We start from the raw sequence: 17,576 nt of genomic DNA on the forward strand, positions 1-17,576 counted from the left end.
ACCGCCGCGTCGGCGGGGGCGCACCGTGGCGCCGGCGGATCAGGGCACCGTCTTCTCGATCGCGGCGCGACCGATGTCGTCAAGTTCGCGCCGGGCCCGCTCGATGTTCTCGGCGGTGAGGTCCTGCCCCCGGGCCATCACCAGGTCCTCCGGCTCCCAGGGCTGTTCGGCGCCGGTACGGATGTTGTCCCCGGCGGCCCCGGTGCCGGTCCCCGTCGCCCCGGTTCCCGCTGCGTACGGGTCGCCGATGAGGTCCTCGGTCGGCGCGTCGCCGGTCTGGTCACCCGGTTCGGCGAATGCCGGATTGTCCCGGTCTGCGCCACCTCCGGTGATCAGCTGAGGCACGGTGCTGTCGTCGTCGACCGCCGCGGCCGCCTCGGGGCGCTCCTCCAGCGGTCGTTCCCGATCACGCTCCGTCATCGCTGCTGCCCTCCTGTCCGCGGCGCTCTCCGGCCCTGTTGCGCGTACCCGCCCCGCCGGTCGCCATGCCTGGCGGAGGTACGCCGAAGGCGGGCGCCCCGGATCAGGGGCACCCGCCTTCGGGTGGCGTCGTGGTATCGGGTCGCCGCGAGTCAGCGTCCGAGCACGCGGTCGAGGAAGTCCCGATACTCGCGCACGGCCACCCGCAACTGCTCGGTGTCCGAGGAGCCGGCCTCCTGCCAGCCACCGAGCTTGTTCCGGTGCTCGGCCAGCGCTGCGGCCAGCGCCTCCATGGCCTCCTCCACCAGCGACTGCGCCTCACCGGCCGCCGCCCGGGGGTCGTCCACGAACCGGAGTTGGACGTCGCGCCAGCGGTCCCGGAAGCCCTGCGCCGTCGCCTCGTCGAACAGGGTCGCCGCCCCGGCCGGCACCGCCGCCCCGGAGGTGTCCGTGCCCGTACCGGAGGTCTGCGTGTCGGGGTCGACCATCGTGGGGGTGGCGCTGCCGTAACCGGCCCCGCCCGCCGCCGCCGTGTCGTCGTCCGCCACTGTCACCCGGGAGTCGTCGTCGGTCGCCCGGTCCACGTCGACGGGGTCGTCGGTCAGGCGGTCCTCGTCGACCGGGTCGTCGGTCAGGCGGTCGTCCGCCGTCCTGTCGGCGGCAACCGGAGCCTCGACGTCGTTGTCGTCCGGGTCGTCGTCGGCCCGGTCGACCCCGTCTCCGGTCCGGTCGACCCCGTCGTCGGTCCGGTCGAACTCGGCCGTCGGGTCCGCCCGCCAACCCTCCCGCTCGCCGTCGACCGCGCCGTCGCCAGGCCGGGCGGTGTCCTCCTCACGCGGGTCGCGCTCGTCCTCGGGACGTGGGCTGGCCAGTGCGGACGCGGCGACAGCGCCACCGACAGTTGTCGCGCCGAAGGCGGTGGGTACCGGACCCGGCTCGTTGAACTCGGCCCGCTCGCCGTCGGAGCCGGGACGCCCGTCCCAGGGGCGACCCCGATCGGCCTCCGACCGGTCCCGGTCCGTCGGCTCGTCAACGGTGTCGAGATCCTCGTGCGTCTCCCGGTCGTCGTCGGTGTCCGGCACCGCCACCGGGGCGGAGCGGACGGTCTCCGGGTGGTCGTTGTTGAGCTGCTGCTCTTCCTGCCGCATGGTGGTCTCCTCAGCGGTTGGTGGCGTCATGGGCGGCGTCGGGTTGGCGCTGTTCGGGCGTCCCGGCAGCGACCGGCGGCTCCTCGCCGAGCAGATCGCTGAAGAGGGCGCGGTAGTGGACGACGGCCTGGCGGAGATCCTCCGTGCTGGCCTCGCCCCGGGAGTTGCGCAGGTGGATCTCGTGCGCGTCACGGTAGTGACCCAGCGTGCGCGCGTGGTCCACGGAGAGATGGGCGATCTGGTCGTCGAACTCGCCTGTGGGGTATCCGCGTTCGGCGATCAGCCGGCTGACCAGTTCGTCTGCCTGACCGACGGTTTCGGCGGGGGAGTCGATGAAACGTACCTGGAGCTCCTCCCATGCCTCGGCGTACCGGGCACGGGACTCGGGGGTGAGCGGGACCAGTTCGAGTTCGGCGTGCCGGCGCTCCCGGTCCCGGAGCTCGCGCTCGGCGGCGCTGCGGCTCTCCTGCTCGGCGACGACATGGTCGTACTCGGGACCGAAGCGCTGCCGGAGCGCCCGGCGGCGGCCGGCCACGACAACTGCGGCGGCGATGGCGGCGACCACCAGGATGACGAGGACGGTGACGACTATCTGCGTGGGCGACATGGCTCCTCCTTCGCCTGCAGGTATTCCCGCCACGCACTGATCGCCAATCCAGTTCCGGAGCACTTTCCTTGACCCGACCCGGTTGCCGGCGGGGCGAAACCCGACAAGCGGTTCGTCCTCGGAACGTTCGGCAACGTACCGGTAGTCTCGACGGACGGTAGTGCGACAGGCGCGGATTACGTATCCTGCCCAAGGCGCCCGAGCCGGCGTCCCGGCGGGACGACCGGGGTGCGCCCCGGTGACGGCGCTGCCCGGCTGCGCCGGAGCCCTGCCAGCCACCCTTCCGGGCGAGGTCCGATTGAACACCCGCGACTGGCCGATCCGCTCGAAGCTGACCGCGTTGGTTGTCGTGCCGGTGACCGCCCTGCTGGCACTGTGGATCTTCGCCACCACGCTGACCTTCGGGCCGGCGCTCGACCTGCTCTCCGCCCGCACTCTTCTCTACGATCTCGGCAGGCCGGGTGAGACAGTGGTGGCCGAGCTGCAACGGGAGCGCCGACTCTCCGTGGTGCACCTCGCCTCGCCCCGTAGCGAGTGCGGCCAGCCGCCAGCGAACTGTGTGCTGCCGGCTCTCGTGGAACAGCGGACCCGTACCGACGCGGCGGTCACCGAGCTACGCCGGCGGGTCGGCGGGGAACAGCTGCGGGACGCCGCCGGGGAGCTGCTCGAAGCCCGGCTCGATCGGTTCCTCGGCGAGCTGGACGCGTTGCCGGCCGGCCGAGCCTTCATCGATCGTCGGGACCTGGACCGGACCGGTGCCGTCGGCCTCTACAGCGGAATGATCTCCTCCGCGTTCCGCACCTTCACCGCCCTGGCCAATCTTCCGGACCACGACCTCAACCGGGAGGCGCTGGCGCTCACCAATCTCGGTCGCTCGCGGGAACTGCTCGGCCAGACCGACGCGCTGCTGGCCGGTGTGCTGACCGCCGGTGGGTTCGCCGAGGGCGAGCACACCCTGCTCGTACAGGGCATCGGCAATCAACGGTTTCTGGCCGAGGCCGCGGTGGCCGACCTGCCCGAGGCGGACCGGACCGCCTACCAGCGGCTGACCGAACAGCTGGCGTTCGGCCGGCTCCGGGCGATGCAGGACGACCTGGTCACCACCGACCCGTCGGCCCGACCCCGGCTCGATCCGCAGGCGTGGCAGACCAGCTACGACGCGGTGCAGCAGTCGCTGCGGGACTTCGAACTGACCCAGGCGGACGGACTGGCCGACCGGTCCGTGCCGATGGCGGTACGCACCCTGGCACGGCTGGCCGCAGCCGGACTGCTCGGCCTGGTCGCCGTCGTGCTCTCGCTGGTGGTGGCGGTCCAGGTCGGCCGCTCACTTGCGCAGCGACTGACCCTGGTACGCGGAACGCTCGCCGACGCCGAACGGCGCCTGCCGGAGGTGGTGGACCGGCTGCGCAAGGGCGAGTCTGTCGACCTGGCGCAGGAGGCTTCCGTGGCCGACCAGGGCGCCGACGAGATCGGCCGGGTCGCGCAGGCGTTCACCGAGGTGCACCGGGCCGCCATCCGCTCGGCCATGGACGAGGTGAGCCTGCGGCGCGGCCTCAACGACGTCTTCCTGAACATTGCACGACGCAGCCAGGGACTCGTGCACCGGCAGCTCGCCCTGCTCGACCGACTGGAACGCGACGCGGAGGATCCCGACCACCTGGCTGAGCTGTTCCGCGTCGACCACCTCGCCACCCGGCTGCGTCGGCACGCGGAGGACCTGGTCATCCTCGCCGGTGCCGCACCGGGCCGGGGCTGGCGTAACCCGGTCGCCATGGTGGACCTGATCCGCGGGGCGATCTCCGAGGTCGAGTCGTACGACCGGGTCGACATCACCACTGTGCAGCCCGCCGGCACGGTCGGCCGGGTGGTGGGCGACATCATCCACCTGCTCGCCGAGCTGATTGAGAACGCCACGGCGTTCTCACCACCCGATTCACGGGTCGAGATCTCCGGTGAGCACGTGGCCCACGGTTACGCCCTCTCCGTGTCCGACGAGGGTCTCGGCATGAGCGAGGCGGCGATCGACGAGGCGAACCTCAAGCTGGCCCGGTCGCCGGAGTTCGATCCCAGCGAGACCGCCCGGCTCGGGTTGTTCGTGGTGGCGCGACTGGCCGCTCGGCACGACGTCCGGGTGCGGCTGCGCCGGTCGGAGGGAACCGGTCTCACCGCCGTGGTTCTCATCCCGACCGAGCTGATCACCGAGGAACCGTCGCCGCTGCCCGGCCCGGAGGTGCTGGCGGGTGACGACCGGGGTGCCACGCCGGAGCAGCGGCGGCTGGCCCGGGCGAGTCGGCTGACCACAGTGCCCCGGACCCGGACCCGGACCGCCCGAGGCGGCAGACCGGTGCCGACAGGCGGGTCGGGCGCGGCAGCCGGCGTTCCGGGTGGCTCGACGGTCGGGCCGGCCGAGGCCGACGGGCTGCCCCGCCGGATCCGCCGGGGAGCCGCCGCCCCGTCCACTGCCGACTCGGCGGACGCCCCGACTGCGACGGGCACCGGAGCGGTGGACCGTGCCCCGTCCGGCACCGGGGCGGCTCCGACCGGGGCGGCACCGGCGTCCGCCGCCGGTACGCAGCCATCCGGTACCGACTCGTCGACACCGGTTCCGGCCGGACCGGCTGGCACGCACCCGGGTGTACCCGGAGGTGACCGCACGTCGGCGGAGCCCACAGTCCAACTGCCGACGGTGGCCGCACCCGCCGCACGGTCGGCCGCGATCGACGGCCCGACCGTCCGGCAGCCGGTGGTCGCCTCGCGGGCACTCGACCGGGCGCACCGCGACCCGACGCCGCGAAGCCCCGAGGAGGCGCGACGGTTCATGTCGGCGTTGCAGGCGGGCACCGCGCGGGGTCGGCGCGCCGCCACCCGTACCCGCGACCCCGACCAGGACGGGCCGATGCCCGAGCAGCCAACCGGCCCGGCCGGGCCGTCCCCGGCGGAGCCGAACCGTCCGGACGGCGCACCCGCCCCGGGCCCGAACGGACAGACCGGGACCCCGGCGGACTCGTCGGACCGGTCCGGGCCCGCTCGGGTGGCCCAGGACCGGACCGCCGCGCCGCCCGGCACCGAACCGGCGCCTGTGGATTCCCCGACCGCGACTGAGAGGGACGCCTGATGCAATCGACGAGGCAGAACGCAGATCTCGACTGGTTGCTGGACGATCTGCTGGAGCGGGTGCCGACCGCGCGGCACGCTGTGGTGTTGTCGGCGGACGGACTGCTGCTGGGTTCCTCCGCCGGCATGGACACCGCCGACGCCGAGCACCTCTGCGCGCTGGCCTCCGGCCTGTCCAGCCTCGCCCGGGGGGCCAGCCGGCAGTTGACCGGGGGACCGGTCCGGCAGACCGTGGTGGAGATGGAGTCCGCGTACCTCTTCGTCACGGCGGCCGGGCAGGGCGCGTGCCTGGCGGTCGCCAGCGACGCGGACGCGGACATCGGCCTGGTGGCGTACGAGATGGCGATGCTGGTGACCCGGGTGGGCGAGAAGCTGGAAGCGCCGGCTCGTGCGTCGGTGGGTAACGCCGATGCGGACTGACTTACCCGGGCCCCGACACGAGTGGCTCGACGACGACGCCGGGCCGGTGGTGCGGCCGTACACCCTCACCGGGGGACGTGTCCATCCGAGCAGCGACGGATTCGACCTGGTCGCCTACGTGACGGCGAAGCCGGACCCGGACCTCGCGGCCTACCCGGAGCTGCATCCGGAGCACCGGTTGCTCGTGGAACTGGCCGGCCGCGGTACCCCGGTCGTGGAACTCGCCGCCGACCTGGACCTGGCGGTCGGCGTGGTCCGGGTGCTGCTCGGTGATCTGCTGTCCCGGGGACTGGTCGCCGTGCACCAGCCGCCGCGTGCCACGTACCTGCCCGACAACGACATCCTCAAGGCGGTGGTCGATGGACTCCGTGCGTTATGACGGCGAGCGGCGGGGCCATCGGGTGCCCATCGCGCTGAAGATCCTCATCGCCGGCGGTTTCGGTGCCGGCAAGACGACGCTTGTGAGCGCGTTGAGTGAGGTCCGGCCGTTGCAGACCGAGGAGATCCTGACGGGTGCCGGCATCGACACCGACGACATCTCCGGGGTGGAGACCAAGTCGACGACCACCGTCGCGATGGATTTCGGGCGGATCACCATCAACGACGACCTCCAGCTGTACCTCTTCGGTACGCCTGGACAGGACCGGTTCTGGTTCCTCTGGGACGAACTGGCCTTCGGGGCGCTCGGCGCGGTGGTGCTCGCCGACACCCGACGGCTGGCCGACTGCTTCCCCTCGATCGACTACTTCGAGCAGCGGGGTATCCCGTTCGTGGTGGGAGTGAACTGCTTCGACGACTCCCGGCGGTTCAGCCTGGAGGCGGTGCGTAAGGCCCTGGACCTGGACCCGGACGTTCCGATGGTGCTCTGCGACGCGCGGGACCGGCAGTCCGGCAAGACCGTGCTGATCTCCCTGGTCGAGCACGTTGCCCGGCAGCGGGGCGAGCCGGTGCCGACGGCCTGAGCCGACCCGGGTGCGGAGGGCCGGGGTGGACCGGTGCGGCCGGGTCGCGGTTCGGAGGCCTAATCCGCAGGTGTGAGGGAAGGTTTCAGGTGGGATTCGGCGGACGAATGAGCGGAAGGCAGGAGCCGGTGGCAGGTCGAGACGAGATCGTTCACATCGGCGGATACACCGCGCCCAGCGGAGGGCGCGGCACCGGGATCGTCGCCGCCCGGCGGGAGCCGCGTACCGGTGAACTGACGTCGCTGGGCACCGTCGCGGTCACCGATTCGCCGTCCTTCCTCGCCCGCCACCCGACGCGGCCCGTGCTGTACGCGGTGAACGAGCTACCCGAGGGCCGGGTCAGCGCGTGGCGGGTCGAGACCGACGGTGACCTGGCCTCGATCGGCTCGTGGCCCACCGGGGGTGCGGAGCCGTGCCACCTGGCGGTCGCGCCGGACGGCGGGCACCTGTTCGTGGCCAACTACGGCGGCGGCAGCGTGACGATGCTCCCGCTCGACGCCGAGGGCGTGCCCGGCGAGCGCACCGACGTGGTGGAGCACCAGGGGCACGGGGCCGACCCCGAACGGCAGGAGCGGGCGCACGCTCACATGGTCTCGCCGGGCCCGGGCGCGTCGCCGTTGCTGGCTGTCGACCTCGGCAGCGACTCGATCTACCGGTACGACCTCGACGCCGCCACCGGGCGACTGGTTCCGCGCGCACCTCGGGTGCGTACCGCGGCCGGGGTGGGGCCCCGACACCTGGCCCGGCACCCCGACGGGCGGCGCTGCTACGTCTCAGGCGAGCTGGACGGCTCGGTGCTCGCCTACGAGCTGACCGACGGGACGCTGCACCAGCGGGGCCGGGTCGACGCCAGCGACCGGGCCGGGCACGTCCAACCTTCCGAGATCGGAATCGGTCCGGACGGCCGCTTCCTCTACGTCGCCAACCGGGGCGTCGGCACGGTGACGGTCTTCGCCCTCGGCGCTGGGCTGCCGGAACTCGTGGCGGAGGTGGAAACCGGCGGCGAGTGGCCCCGGCACTTCGCGCTCATCGGGGAACACCTCTACGTCGCCGACGAACGGGCGGACATGGTGCGCACTTTCCGGGTCGACCCGGCGACCGGTGTGCCGGTGGCGAGCGGGGAGCCGTTGCCGGTTGCGAGCCCTACTTGCGTTCTGCCCTGATCGTGGGCGTCGGACATAGATACATCCACATTGCGCCGCTGACTCGTCACTCAAAGTTACTGAATCCCGGTAAACTGTTTCTCCTCTGTAACTTTCGTCCGAACGGCCATGGCAGTCCAACGGTCGGATACGCAAGATGGTCTGCGTGTCAGCAGGCCGCCATCGCATGCGTTCAAGTATTCACGGTGCCGCCGCCGCAGCAGCGGTCGGCGTACTCGTCGTCACCGCTGGTGGGTGGGTGGGGTACCGCCAACTCGCCGGTCAGGACTGCTCGGGCAAGATCGAGCTGTCCGTCGCGGTGGCGAGCGAGCTCGCCCCGGCGGTCGACGAGGCGGCCACCGAGTGGGAGGAGAAGGGTGCCGCGGTCGATGGAACGTGCATCGATGTGACTGTCGCCGCCTCCGACCCGGTCGAGGTGGCCGCGGTGGTGTCAGCGAAGCACGGCGCGATCCTGGCCGGGGTGGGTCAGGCCAGTGGCACCGCGGTGAGCCCGGATGTCTGGATCCCGGACTCCTCGACCTGGCTGCTGCGACTCAAGACCGGCGGCGCGGCGGCCTTCGAGCCCGGCAACGGCTCGTCCATCGCGAGCAGCCCGGTCGTGGTCGCCATGCCGGAGCCGATCGCCACCCGGCTGGGCTGGCCGCAGCAGGAACTCGGCTGGACCCAACTGCTCTCCCGGCTCAACAGCGACCGGCCGCTGAAGACGGGCATCGTGGAGCCGACCCGGGACGCCGCCGGTCTGTCCGGCCTGCTGTCGTTGATGACGGCCGCGGCGTCGACAGGTGGCGAGACCGCCGAGCAGGAGCGCGTCGGCGCGTTGCGGGCGTTGGCCGCGGGTGCCTCGGCGCTGCGCCAGGACCTGCTCGCCAAGTTCCCGACGGCCACCGACGCCACCACGCTGGCCAGCGCCCTCGGTGCGGCAGCGCTGTCCGAGGAAGACGTCATCCAGTACAACGCCCGGAAGCCTCCGGTGCCGTTGGCGGCGCTCTATCTGAAGCCGGCACCGCTGCCGCTTGACTACCCGTACGCCGTGCTGCCCGGGATCGAGCCGGCCAAGGCCTCCGCCGCCGGGGTGCTGTTCGAGGCACTCACCACGGCGTCGTTCAAGGACAAGCTGGCCGCGCAGTCGTTGCGGGCCCCGGACGGCAACTGGGGCGCCGGCTTCAACGCGCCGCAGGGTGCGCCGAGCCCGGCCGGCGGAGACCCCTCGGTCGCGCCGCCGGCACAGGGTGGCGTCGCCGCCGGTGGACTGGCGCCGGACGCGGTGGAGCGGGCTGTCTCCAGCTGGTCCATCGCCACGTTGTCCGGCCGGATGCTCTGCATCATCGACGTCTCCGGTTCGATGAAGAACGAGGTACCGACCGCGAACGGGGCGACCCGGCAGCAGGTCACCACGGAGGCTGCCCGGCGCGGCCTGAACCTGTTCGACGACTCCTGGTCGATCGGCCTGTGGGTCTTCTCGACGAACCTGGTGGGCTCGCGGGACTACCAGGAGCTGGTGCCGATCGCGCCGCTGTCGCGCCAGCGCAGCGAGTTGGAACGGGGTCTGGACCGGGTCGCCTCGTCGAGCGGCGACACCGGGTTGTACGACACCCTGCTGGCCGCGTACAAGGACGTCCAGGCGAACTGGGAGCCGGGCAAGGTCAACTCGATCGTGCTCTTCACCGACGGCAAGAACGAGGACGACAACGGCATCTCCCAGAAGGCCCTACTCGCCGAGCTGAAGCGGATCAAGGACCCGGACCAGCCGATCCAGGTGATCATCATCGGTATCGGCACCGAGGTCAGCAAGTCGGAGCTGGACACCATCGCGCAGAGCGCCGGTGGCGGTGCGTTCGTCGCCACCGACCCCACCAAAATCGGTGACATCTTCCTCCGGGCGATCGCGTTGCGGAAGGCACCGGCCTGATCTGAGAAACCCCGAAAAGGGGCCGGTGGTACCGGTTTCACCGGTACCACCGGCCCCTTTTCCGTTGTCCTACGCCTTGGAAACTGACGGCAATACGTCCGAAGCAATTGGTAGTCATGGTTGTCAGGGCAGGATGTCGTCGTGCATCGGCAGACCCGGCCTACCTGGCCGGGCCCGTGCCGTCGGCGAGCGAAGTGGGAGGGCTGGTGACCTCGGCGACGCTGTTGACCCCGGTCAGATCGTCATCGCGACCGCACAACTCCCCGCCACCAGGGCGACCGGTGCGCACCGACCAGCGGACGTACGTCCGGACCCTGGTCGTGCTGGACACCGCAGTACTGGCGGTGGCGGTGCTGGTCGGCTACGCCGTCCGGTTCGGCGAGGCGGCCCCCCGCGGCCCGGTGCCGTACGTCCTGGTCGCCCCGGCGCTCGTGCTGGCCTGGCTGGTCTCGCTTAAGGCCCTGCGCTGCTACGACGACCGGGTCGTCGGCTACGGCGCGGACGAGTACCGCCGGGTGAGCATGGCCAGTCTGCGGCTGGCCGGCGCCACCGCCATCGCCGGCTACGTCGCCGACGTCGGTGTCTCCCGAGGTTTCCTGGCCATCACCTTCGCGGTTGGCACCATCGGGCTGGAGGTGGCCCGGTTCGCCGCCCGTAAGCGCCTGCACCGCGCCCGCTCGCAGGGGTCGGGCTGGTCCCGACAGGTGCTGGTGGTCGGTGACACCGCCCACGTGCTGGAGTTGGTGCACACCCTGCGTCGTGAACCGTACGCCGGCTACCAGGTGGTCGGCGCCTGCATCCCGGACGCCCTGCTGGCCCCGGTCGCGCAGCGGCTCGGTGACGTGCCGGTGGTCGGCTCGTTCCGGGCCATCCCGGAGGCCGCCGCCGCGATCGGCGCGGACACCGTCGCCGTCACCGCCTGCGGGGAGCTCACCGCCACCCGGCTACGTCGGCTCGGCTGGCAACTGGAGGGGACCGGCATCGACCTGGTGCTGGCTCCGGCGCTCACCGACGTCGCAGGGCCCCGCATCCACACCCGGCCGGTCGCCGGTCTGCCGCTGATCCACGTGGAGGCGCCGGAGTTCCGCGGCGTCCGCAAGCTGGTGAAGGGGTTCGTCGACAGGTCGATGTCGCTTGTCGCGCTGGCCCTGCTGCTGCCCCTGCTGGCGGTCATCGCGTTGGCCGTGAAGCTGGACAGCCGGGGCCCGGTGCTGTTCCGGCAGACCCGGGTCGGGCAGGGTGGTCAGGAGTTCGGGGTCTTCAAGTTCCGCACCATGGTGGTCAACGCGGACGTGCTGCTGGCGGAGTTGGCCGCCCGCAACGAGACCGACGGCCTGCTGTTCAAGATGCGGGACGATCCCCGGGTGACCCGGGTCGGCCGGCTGTTGCGCAAGTGGTCCCTGGACGAGCTGCCGCAACTGGTGAACGTCCTGCTGGGGCAGATGAGCCTGGTCGGCCCCCGGCCGCCGTTGCCCTCCGAGGTGGCCCGCTACGACGGCGACGTGGCCCGCCGGTTGCTCGTCAAGCCGGGGATGACCGGGCTCTGGCAGGTGAGCGGACGGTCCGATCTGAGCTGGGAGGACGGCATCCGGCTTGATCTCTACTACGTGGAGAACTGGTCGCTGGCCGCCGACCTGACGATCCTGTGGAAGACCGTCGGCGCGGTGGTCAACAGTCGTGGCGCGTACTGACCCGGCGGGGATGCCTCACGGCTGTGGGCCGAACCAGTCCAGGCAGACCACGACGGCGTCGTCGGTGAGATCACCGGAGACGAACGCGCGCAGGTCGCCGAGGAGGGAGCGGACCGCGTCCAGCGGCGTCATCGGCGCGGTCCGGCGCAACATCCGGTCGAGCGCCGTCTGGCCGTACCGCTCGTTGCCGCCGGTCGCCTCGATCACCCCGTCGCTGATCATGAACAGTCGGTCGTCGCGCTGGAGTTGGACGAACTGTTCCCGGTAGTTGGTCCCCTCGAACATGCCTAGTGGGAACTGCTCCTCCAGCGGCTGAATGCTGACCTCGCCGTCACGCAGCAGGACGAGCCGGGGCGAGCCGGCGTCGACGGCGGTGAGCAGCCCGCTGCGCAGGTCCAGTTCGAGCAGCAGGGTCGCGAGGTACTGCTCACCCCGATGCAGGTCGTAGATCGCCTGGTCGGCCAGGGCGGCCTGGTCGGCAAGCGGAATGCCGGCCCGGCGGGCGTTGCGCAGCGCGTAGGTGGCGAGGGCGGTGAGCATCGACGCGGCGACCCCCTCACCCATCCCGTTGATGGTGGCGAGCCAGACCCGCTCACCGTCGTCGGACCAGTCGAAGCTGTCGCCGCGCACCGCGTACGCCGGCTCCAGTTGGCCGGCGAGGCTGAAGGAGGGGCGCAGCCGGCTGCGTCCCGGCAACTGCTCCCACTGCACCTCGGCGGCGAGGGTGAGCCGGCGGCTGCGCCGGGCCACCCGGTACACGTCGGTGCCGGCGTCGACCGCAGCCAACTCGTGGGCCAGCGCGGTGGCGACCTCGGCCAGCTCGGCCAGCCGCGTCTCAGTGACGGGAGTCACCCGAAGCACGCCACGCTGTTCCCCACGCACGCTCAGCGGCAGGTACCCGACCCCGTCGACGTGGATCGGGCTCTGGTGGTCGAAGCAGCGCCACGCCGGGTGCCCGGGGGTGGTCACCGCATCCCCGGAACCGAGTGGCAGCAACGCCGCCAGCCGATAGTCGACCTGGAAAAGCTCCGTGTCGGTGACGCCGTACTCCCGCTCGAACAGCTCGCCGACGCGCGTCACGAGGAGGTCCACGGGGGCGGCGGTGATGGCCGCGCGGCCCTTGTCGACCGGCTCGGTCATGGTCTCTCCTTGATCACAAGCCCAACCGCCGACGGAATCGGAGTACGCTCAGGCGCACCATGGCGGAACTGCATGGTCCACCGGGACCCGAGATGAGTATGGCTGCCGAGCTGGATACCGCGGCAGGTGCCCTGCTGACGGTCTGGGACGGTGCGCGGGAACGGACGGCCAACCGTATCTCCACCGCCCAGCTTCGCGCCGTCATGCTCGTCGAACGGCACGACGGGATCAACCTGCGGCGCCTCGCCACCGGCCTGGACATGCTGCTGTCGTCGGCCAGCAGACTCTGCGACCGGCTGGTGGCCGCCGGGATGCTGGAACGGGAGCCAGGTCGTGCCGATCGTCGGGAGATCTCGCTGCACCTGACGGCCGAGGCCCGCCGGCTGCTGGCTGAGCTGCGCGACGACCGTCGCCAGCATCTGGCGGCGATCCTGGCGGATATGACTCCCGAGGCGCGGGAGGCGCTGCTGCGAGGGCTGCGCGCGTTCGACGAGGCCGCCCGCGCACGGGTGGTACGGCCGGTGTCGCCGCTGGTGCCGCAGGCCGAGCCGCCACGCGTGGAGCAGCCGACGGACGGTCGGGAGGCCGTGGAGGCGGCGTCGCGGGGCTGGGCGGCCGGGGACGCTTCCGTCTTCCGCACCGCCTGACCGGACGGGGAGGCCGGGCGCCCCGACCGGGGGTGCACCGGCTCAGGCCGGGGCTGGGCCGATCGCGAGTATCGCGACGTCGTCGTGGCGGTGCCCGGCACTCCACCTGTCGACCTCCTCGAGCACCCGGTCGACAAGCGACGCCGGCGGCAGCCCGACGGCGGCGGCCAGCGTCCGGCGAAGCCGCTGCTCACCGAAGGGCTCCGTGCCGCTCGGGCCACCCCGCGTGCCGGTGACCCCGTCGGTGCGGGTGAACAGCAGCTCACCGCGGCGCAGCCGAAGGTCGGCGGCGGCGAATCGGGCACCGCTCAGCGCACCGACGGGCATTCCGCCCACCCGAACCGCAGTCACCTTGCCGCCGCCGCGGATCAGCAGGGGCGCCGGATGCCCGCCGCCGGCGATCCGCACCAGCAGCCCGCCGTCGGGCCCGGGCCGCAGGGCCCCCAGCAGCAGCGTGGTGAACTGGCCGCGTCGGGACGCGTCCGGCAGGTCGAGCAGTGCCCGGTCGAGCAGCCCGAGCAACTCCAGCGGCTGCTGCTCGACCAGGCGCAGGGTCTGCAACGACTGACGTACCCGGCCGGTGAGCACTGCCGCACCGACGCCCTTGCCGCAGACGTCGCCGACGGCGAAGAGCGCCCCGTCACCGGTCGGCAGGACGTCGTAGAAGTCCCCACCAATGCGCAGGCTGTCCCCGGCCGCGCGGTAGCCACCGGCGAGGCTCATGCCGGCCACCGGGGGCAGTTTCGGCGGCAGCAGACTGCTCTGGAGTACCCGGGCCAGGTGGCTCTGTTCGTCGTGCAACTGTGCGGTGGCCAGTGCGGCACCGGCCCGGGCGGCGAACTCCCGGACCAGCTCGACATCGCGGCCGTCGAACCCGGCCTGCGGGGAGCGGCGTAGCAGCACCAGTGCACCGGCCGTGCCACCGGCCCCGGGCATCGGGCTGACCAGCAGGGTCGCGGGCGGGTCGAGGCCCGCCGGGAGCAACGGGTCGAGCCCGTCTCCGCCGCTGGCCGGCCAGGGTCGTGGCACGGCGGGCTCGCCGTCGAGTGCCTGGATGAGACCGGGTACGGCGGTGACCACGTCCCAGTCGACAGCTCCGGTGGCCGGCGCGGTGTCGTCGGCGGCGTACCGCACCCAGTGTGGCCGGTACTCGGTGGGTGTCGGTGGCAGGTGCACCACCAGGGCCAGGTCGGCCAGGTACGGCACCGGGAATGTGACGATGGTGCGCAGGGCCTGGTCACGCGCCAGCGCCAGGCCGAGGTGACGGCCGGACCGGGCCAGGAACCGGGTACGCCGACGCTCGGTCAGCAGTTCCTCGGCGCGAGTTTGCTCGTCGGTGACATCCCGCACGTACCAGGCGGACCGGTTGCCGCCCAGCTCGCGGCGGACGCCCCGCAGCCGTCGGCCCCGGTGCTCACCCTCGAAGTCAGAGGTACCGGTGGCGAGCGCGGTCGACAGCGCCGGCAGTGCACAGTCGGCCAGGTCGGTGCCGGCGACGACCTCCGGCAGCAGTTTCCCGGCCATCGCGTTGGCCAGCCCGACCAGGCCGGCGTCGTCGACTGTCAGCACCGCCTCGTCGAGCCCGTCGAGCAGCTCACGGGCGAGATCGGCGTCCACCGTTGGCGTGGTGGTGAGGGGCGCGGCGGCGGTGCGGTCCGACCGTCCGTCGTCGCCCTGATCGCCTCTCGCACCCGTGACGGCGCCCTGTCCGGTGCTGGTCACCGGCGGTCGCCGGGCGCCGGGCGCTGTCGACCAGTACGCATGCCGGTGGTGCACTCCTCGGGGTCACGGTTGGTTGCCTGGGAGCAAGCGTACCGACCCGTCGCTGAGCCGCACCTGTCCAGAGAGTCAGAGTCGGGCCAACCAGCCGCCGGGGCGGGCGATGATCCGGCGTACCACCGAACCGGCCGCTCCCACCGCGGCGGCTGTGGCGCCGAGGGTGGCCGGCCGGACGGTGACCGGGGACCAGGCCGCGGTGAGCACCCGGCGTTCGATCTCGGCGAGTACGGGGGGCCGGAGCCAGCCGGTGAGCGGGGCGTAACCGCCGCCGAGCACCACCGTGTCGAGGTCCAACAGGTTGACCACGCTCGCCACGGTGACTCCGATCGCCGTACCGGCCTCGGCCAGGGCGCGCAGGACCGCGGGGTGTTCGGCTGCGGCGAGCTGAGTCAGCCGGGTTGACGCCCGATCGGCCGGCAGGTCGGCTCCGGCCAGGCCGGCGGCGGAGAGGATCGCCTCCTGGCCGGCGTAGAGCTCCAGGCACCCACGGCCGCCGCAGCGGCAGGGTGGCCCGTCCGGGCGGACCGGGATGTGCCCGATCTCGCCGCTCCAACCGCGGGTGCCCCGGAACAGCGCGCCGTCCAGCACGATGCCGGCGCCGATGCCGACCTCTCCGGAGATGTGCAGGAAGCTGCCCGGCGCGGCACCGGCGTGCAGCTCGCCCAGGGCGGCGAGGTTGGCTTCGTTGTCGACCACCAGGGGCGGCACGCCGTCGACGGTCTCGGTCAGTGGGGGGTGGTCGGCCAGCAGTTCCGGCACCGGCACGTCCCGCCAGCCCAGGTTCGGTGCGAGACGGACCCGCCCGGCGTCGTCGACCAGGCCGGGCACCCCCAGGGCCGCACCGGCCAGGGTCAGGCCCTGGGCGTCGGCGTCGGCGCGGGCCTGTCCGGCCAGCTCGGCGAGCCGGCCGAGCGCGTCGGCCGGAGAGACGGGTCGCTGGTCGGCCCGGTGCACGGTGTGGTGCCGGACCTGACCGGCGAGGTCGACGACGCAGGCGGCCAGGTAGTCGACGTTGATCTCCAGCCCCAGCCCGGCCGGGCCGTCGCCGGCCAGCATCAGACCGCGCGCCGGGCGACCGGCGCCGGCCCGGGGTGTCGGGTCCGCCTCGGTGACGAGCCGACCGGCGACGAGGTCCTCCACCACGGCCGAGACGGTGGCTCGGGTGAGGCCGGTCTCGGCGGCCAGCGCGGCGCGCGACGGCGGGCGGCGGGCGGCGGCGATACGGCCGAGCACGAGGGCGAGATTCAGCTCACGCAGGCTGCCCTGCCGCACCGCACCGGCCGGGGCTGCGGGTGGTTTCACCCCTTGACACTGCCACACCACAGTCATTTAATTCAACCACTGAACAAATAGCGGATGACACCACCGGAGGTCTGCCATGGCACCCCGTCCCACCCCTGCCGACAAGTTCTCCTTCGGGCTCTGGACGGTCGGCTGGCAGGGCCGCGACCCGTTCGGCCACGCCACCCGCGAAGCGTTGGACCCGGTGGAGTCGGTGCACCGACTCGCCGAGCTGGGCGCGTACGGCGTCACCTTCCACGACGACGACCTGGTCCCGTTCGGGGCGGACGCCGCGACCCGCGACGCCCAGATCGCCCGGTTCCGCAAGGCGCTCGACGAGACCGGCCTGGTGGTACCGATGGTCACCACCGACCTGTTCCAGCAGCCGGTCTTCAAGGACGGTGGCTTCACCAGCAACGACCGAGACGTGCGGCGGTACGCGCTGCGCAAGGTGCTGCGCAACATCGATCTGGCCGCCGAGCTGGGTGCCAAGACCTTCGTCATGTGGGGCGGCCGCGAGGGCGGCGAGTACGACGTGGCCAAGGACGTCCAGGCCGCGCTGGAGCGTTACCGTGAGGCGGTCGACCTGCTCTGCCAGTACGTCATCGACCGCGGCTACGACCTGCGCTTCGCGCTGGAGCCGAAGCCCAACGAGCCGCGCGGCGACATCCTGCTGCCCACCGTCGGGCACGCTCTGGCGTTCATCTCCACCCTCGCCCACCCGGAGCGGGTCGGGGTGAACCCGGAGGTCGGCCACGAGCAGATGGCCGGGCTCAACTTCGTCCACGGCATCGCCCAGGCGCTCTGGCAGGGCAAGCTGTTCCACATCGACCTCAACGGCCAGCGCGGCATCAAGTACGACCAGGACCTGGTCTTCGGCCACGGCGACCTGCTCAACGCGTTCGCCCTGGTCGACCTGCTGGAGCACGGCGCACCGGGCGGCGGCCCGGCGTACGAGGGGCCGCGCCACTTCGACTACAAGCCCTCCCGCACCGAGGACATGGACGGAGTGTGGGTCTCCGCCGCCGCGAACATGCGGACCTACCTGCTGCTCAAGGAGCGGGCGGCGGCGTTCCGGGCCGACCCGGAGGTGGTCGAGGCGCTGGCCGCGAGCAAGGTGGGCGAGTTGGGCGTACCGACCCTGGGCGACGGTGAGGGCTACACCGAGCTGCTCGCCGACACCGGCGCGTTCGAGAACTACGACGTCGACGCGGCCGCCGCCAAGGGCTTCGGATTCATCCGGTTGAACCAGCTCGCCGTCGAGCACGTGCTCGGCGCACGCTGAGGCGGCCGGC

The 17,576-nt window shown here is 72.3% G+C and carries 15 protein-coding genes; 9 read left to right on the forward strand and 6 right to left on the reverse strand.

From position 1 onward, the window contains the following. Positions 1-39: 39 nt before the first annotated feature. From Van01_RS21685 to Van01_RS21695, 3 genes are all read right to left on the reverse strand, one after another. Entirely contained in the window at positions 40-420 is a 381-nt protein-coding gene (locus Van01_RS21685; RefSeq protein WP_204010622.1) for a hypothetical protein, read from the reverse strand. Between the two features lie 152 nt (positions 421-572). After that, on the reverse strand, positions 573-1,568 hold the full coding sequence (locus Van01_RS21690) for a hypothetical protein (protein WP_204010629.1): 996 nt from the start codon (positions 1,566-1,568) through the stop codon (positions 573-575). Between the two features lie 10 nt (positions 1,569-1,578). Then, complete coding sequence (locus Van01_RS21695; RefSeq protein ID WP_204010631.1) at positions 1,579-2,175, reverse strand: hypothetical protein; 597 nt, start codon at positions 2,173-2,175, stop codon at positions 1,579-1,581. Between the two features lie 298 nt (positions 2,176-2,473). Here Van01_RS21695 and Van01_RS21700 point away from each other — a divergent pair, with 298 nt between their 5' ends. The 7 genes from Van01_RS21700 (at position 2,474) to Van01_RS21730 (ending at position 11,434) form a co-directional block, all read left to right on the forward strand. Continuing rightward, positions 2,474-5,290, forward strand: coding sequence for a sensor histidine kinase (locus Van01_RS21700; RefSeq protein WP_204010833.1), 2,817 nt, complete (start codon positions 2,474-2,476; stop codon positions 5,288-5,290). Next, entirely contained in the window at positions 5,290-5,709 is a 420-nt protein-coding gene (locus Van01_RS21705) for a roadblock/LC7 domain-containing protein (protein ID WP_204010633.1), read from the forward strand. Before Van01_RS21700 ends, Van01_RS21705 begins: the two co-directional genes overlap by 1 nt. Then, entirely contained in the window at positions 5,699-6,088 is a 390-nt protein-coding gene (locus Van01_RS21710; RefSeq protein WP_204010635.1) for a DUF742 domain-containing protein, read from the forward strand. Before Van01_RS21705 ends, Van01_RS21710 begins: the two co-directional genes overlap by 11 nt. Continuing rightward, a complete protein-coding gene (locus Van01_RS21715; RefSeq protein ID WP_204010638.1) occupies positions 6,069-6,671 on the forward strand; it encodes a GTP-binding protein in 603 nt (200 codons plus the stop codon). Before Van01_RS21710 ends, Van01_RS21715 begins: the two co-directional genes overlap by 20 nt. Before the next feature lie 128 nt (positions 6,672-6,799). Next, complete coding sequence (locus tag Van01_RS21720) at positions 6,800-7,834, forward strand: lactonase family protein (protein ID WP_204010641.1); 1,035 nt, start codon at positions 6,800-6,802, stop codon at positions 7,832-7,834. A 145-nt stretch (positions 7,835-7,979) separates the two neighbouring features. Then, positions 7,980-9,743 (forward strand): substrate-binding domain-containing protein, encoded by a 1,764-nt coding sequence (locus Van01_RS21725; RefSeq protein ID WP_204010644.1) that lies wholly within the window; start codon positions 7,980-7,982, stop codon positions 9,741-9,743. A 206-nt stretch (positions 9,744-9,949) separates the two neighbouring features. Continuing rightward, the gene (locus tag Van01_RS21730) at positions 9,950-11,434 is read left to right on the forward strand and encodes a sugar transferase (protein WP_204010647.1); all 1,485 of its coding nucleotides are present in this window, start codon (positions 9,950-9,952) and stop codon (positions 11,432-11,434) included. A gap of 15 nt (positions 11,435-11,449) precedes the next feature. Here Van01_RS21730 and Van01_RS21735 read toward each other — a convergent pair whose 3' ends face one another. Beyond that, complete coding sequence (locus Van01_RS21735) at positions 11,450-12,574, reverse strand: PP2C family protein-serine/threonine phosphatase (RefSeq protein WP_204010650.1); 1,125 nt, start codon at positions 12,572-12,574, stop codon at positions 11,450-11,452. A 92-nt stretch (positions 12,575-12,666) separates the two neighbouring features. Here Van01_RS21735 and Van01_RS21740 point away from each other — a divergent pair, with 92 nt between their 5' ends. Next, positions 12,667-13,221, forward strand: a complete 555-nt coding sequence (locus Van01_RS21740; RefSeq protein WP_239099213.1) for a MarR family winged helix-turn-helix transcriptional regulator — start codon at positions 12,667-12,669, stop codon at positions 13,219-13,221. Between the two features lie 42 nt (positions 13,222-13,263). Here the strand turns inward: Van01_RS21740 and Van01_RS21745 are convergent, their stop codons facing one another. Together Van01_RS21745 and Van01_RS21750 are read right to left on the reverse strand one after the other, a co-directional pair. Next, positions 13,264-14,943: a PP2C family protein-serine/threonine phosphatase gene (locus Van01_RS21745; protein WP_239099214.1), complete on the reverse strand. Its 1,680-nt coding sequence runs from the start codon at positions 14,941-14,943 to the stop codon at positions 13,264-13,266. A gap of 126 nt (positions 14,944-15,069) precedes the next feature. Further along, positions 15,070-16,329, reverse strand: coding sequence for an ROK family transcriptional regulator (locus Van01_RS21750; protein ID WP_204010656.1), 1,260 nt, complete (start codon positions 16,327-16,329; stop codon positions 15,070-15,072). A 49-nt stretch (positions 16,330-16,378) separates the two neighbouring features. Here Van01_RS21750 and xylA point away from each other — a divergent pair, with 49 nt between their 5' ends. Beyond that, positions 16,379-17,566, forward strand: coding sequence for a xylose isomerase (gene xylA, locus Van01_RS21755; RefSeq protein ID WP_204010657.1), 1,188 nt, complete (start codon positions 16,379-16,381; stop codon positions 17,564-17,566). Positions 17,567-17,576 lie beyond the last annotated feature (10 nt).

Origin of the sequence: Micromonospora andamanensis (assembly GCF_016863495.1) — a bacterium.
Classification (GTDB): domain Bacteria; phylum Actinomycetota; class Actinomycetes; order Mycobacteriales; family Micromonosporaceae; genus Micromonospora; species Micromonospora andamanensis.

Coding starts and splice junctions, on each gene's coding strand:
- Van01_RS21685 (WP_204010622.1), bottom strand. CDS start 420: ATGACGGAGCGTGATCGGGAACGACCGCTGGAGGAGCGCCCCGAGGCG.
- Van01_RS21690 (WP_204010629.1), bottom strand. CDS start 1,568: ATGCGGCAGGAAGAGCAGCAGCTCAACAACGACCACCCGGAGACCGTC.
- Van01_RS21695 (WP_204010631.1), bottom strand. CDS start 2,175: ATGTCGCCCACGCAGATAGTCGTCACCGTCCTCGTCATCCTGGTGGTC.
- Van01_RS21705 (WP_204010633.1), top strand. CDS start 5,290: ATGCAATCGACGAGGCAGAACGCAGATCTCGACTGGTTGCTGGACGAT.
- Van01_RS21710 (WP_204010635.1), top strand. CDS start 5,699: ATGCGGACTGACTTACCCGGGCCCCGACACGAGTGGCTCGACGACGAC.
- Van01_RS21715 (WP_204010638.1), top strand. CDS start 6,069: ATGGACTCCGTGCGTTATGACGGCGAGCGGCGGGGCCATCGGGTGCCC.
- Van01_RS21735 (WP_204010650.1), bottom strand. CDS start 12,574: ATGACCGAGCCGGTCGACAAGGGCCGCGCGGCCATCACCGCCGCCCCC.
- Van01_RS21740 (WP_239099213.1), top strand. CDS start 12,667: ATGAGTATGGCTGCCGAGCTGGATACCGCGGCAGGTGCCCTGCTGACG.
- Van01_RS21750 (WP_204010656.1), bottom strand. CDS start 16,329: ATGACTGTGGTGTGGCAGTGTCAAGGGGTGAAACCACCCGCAGCCCCG.
- xylA (WP_204010657.1), top strand. CDS start 16,379: ATGGCACCCCGTCCCACCCCTGCCGACAAGTTCTCCTTCGGGCTCTGG.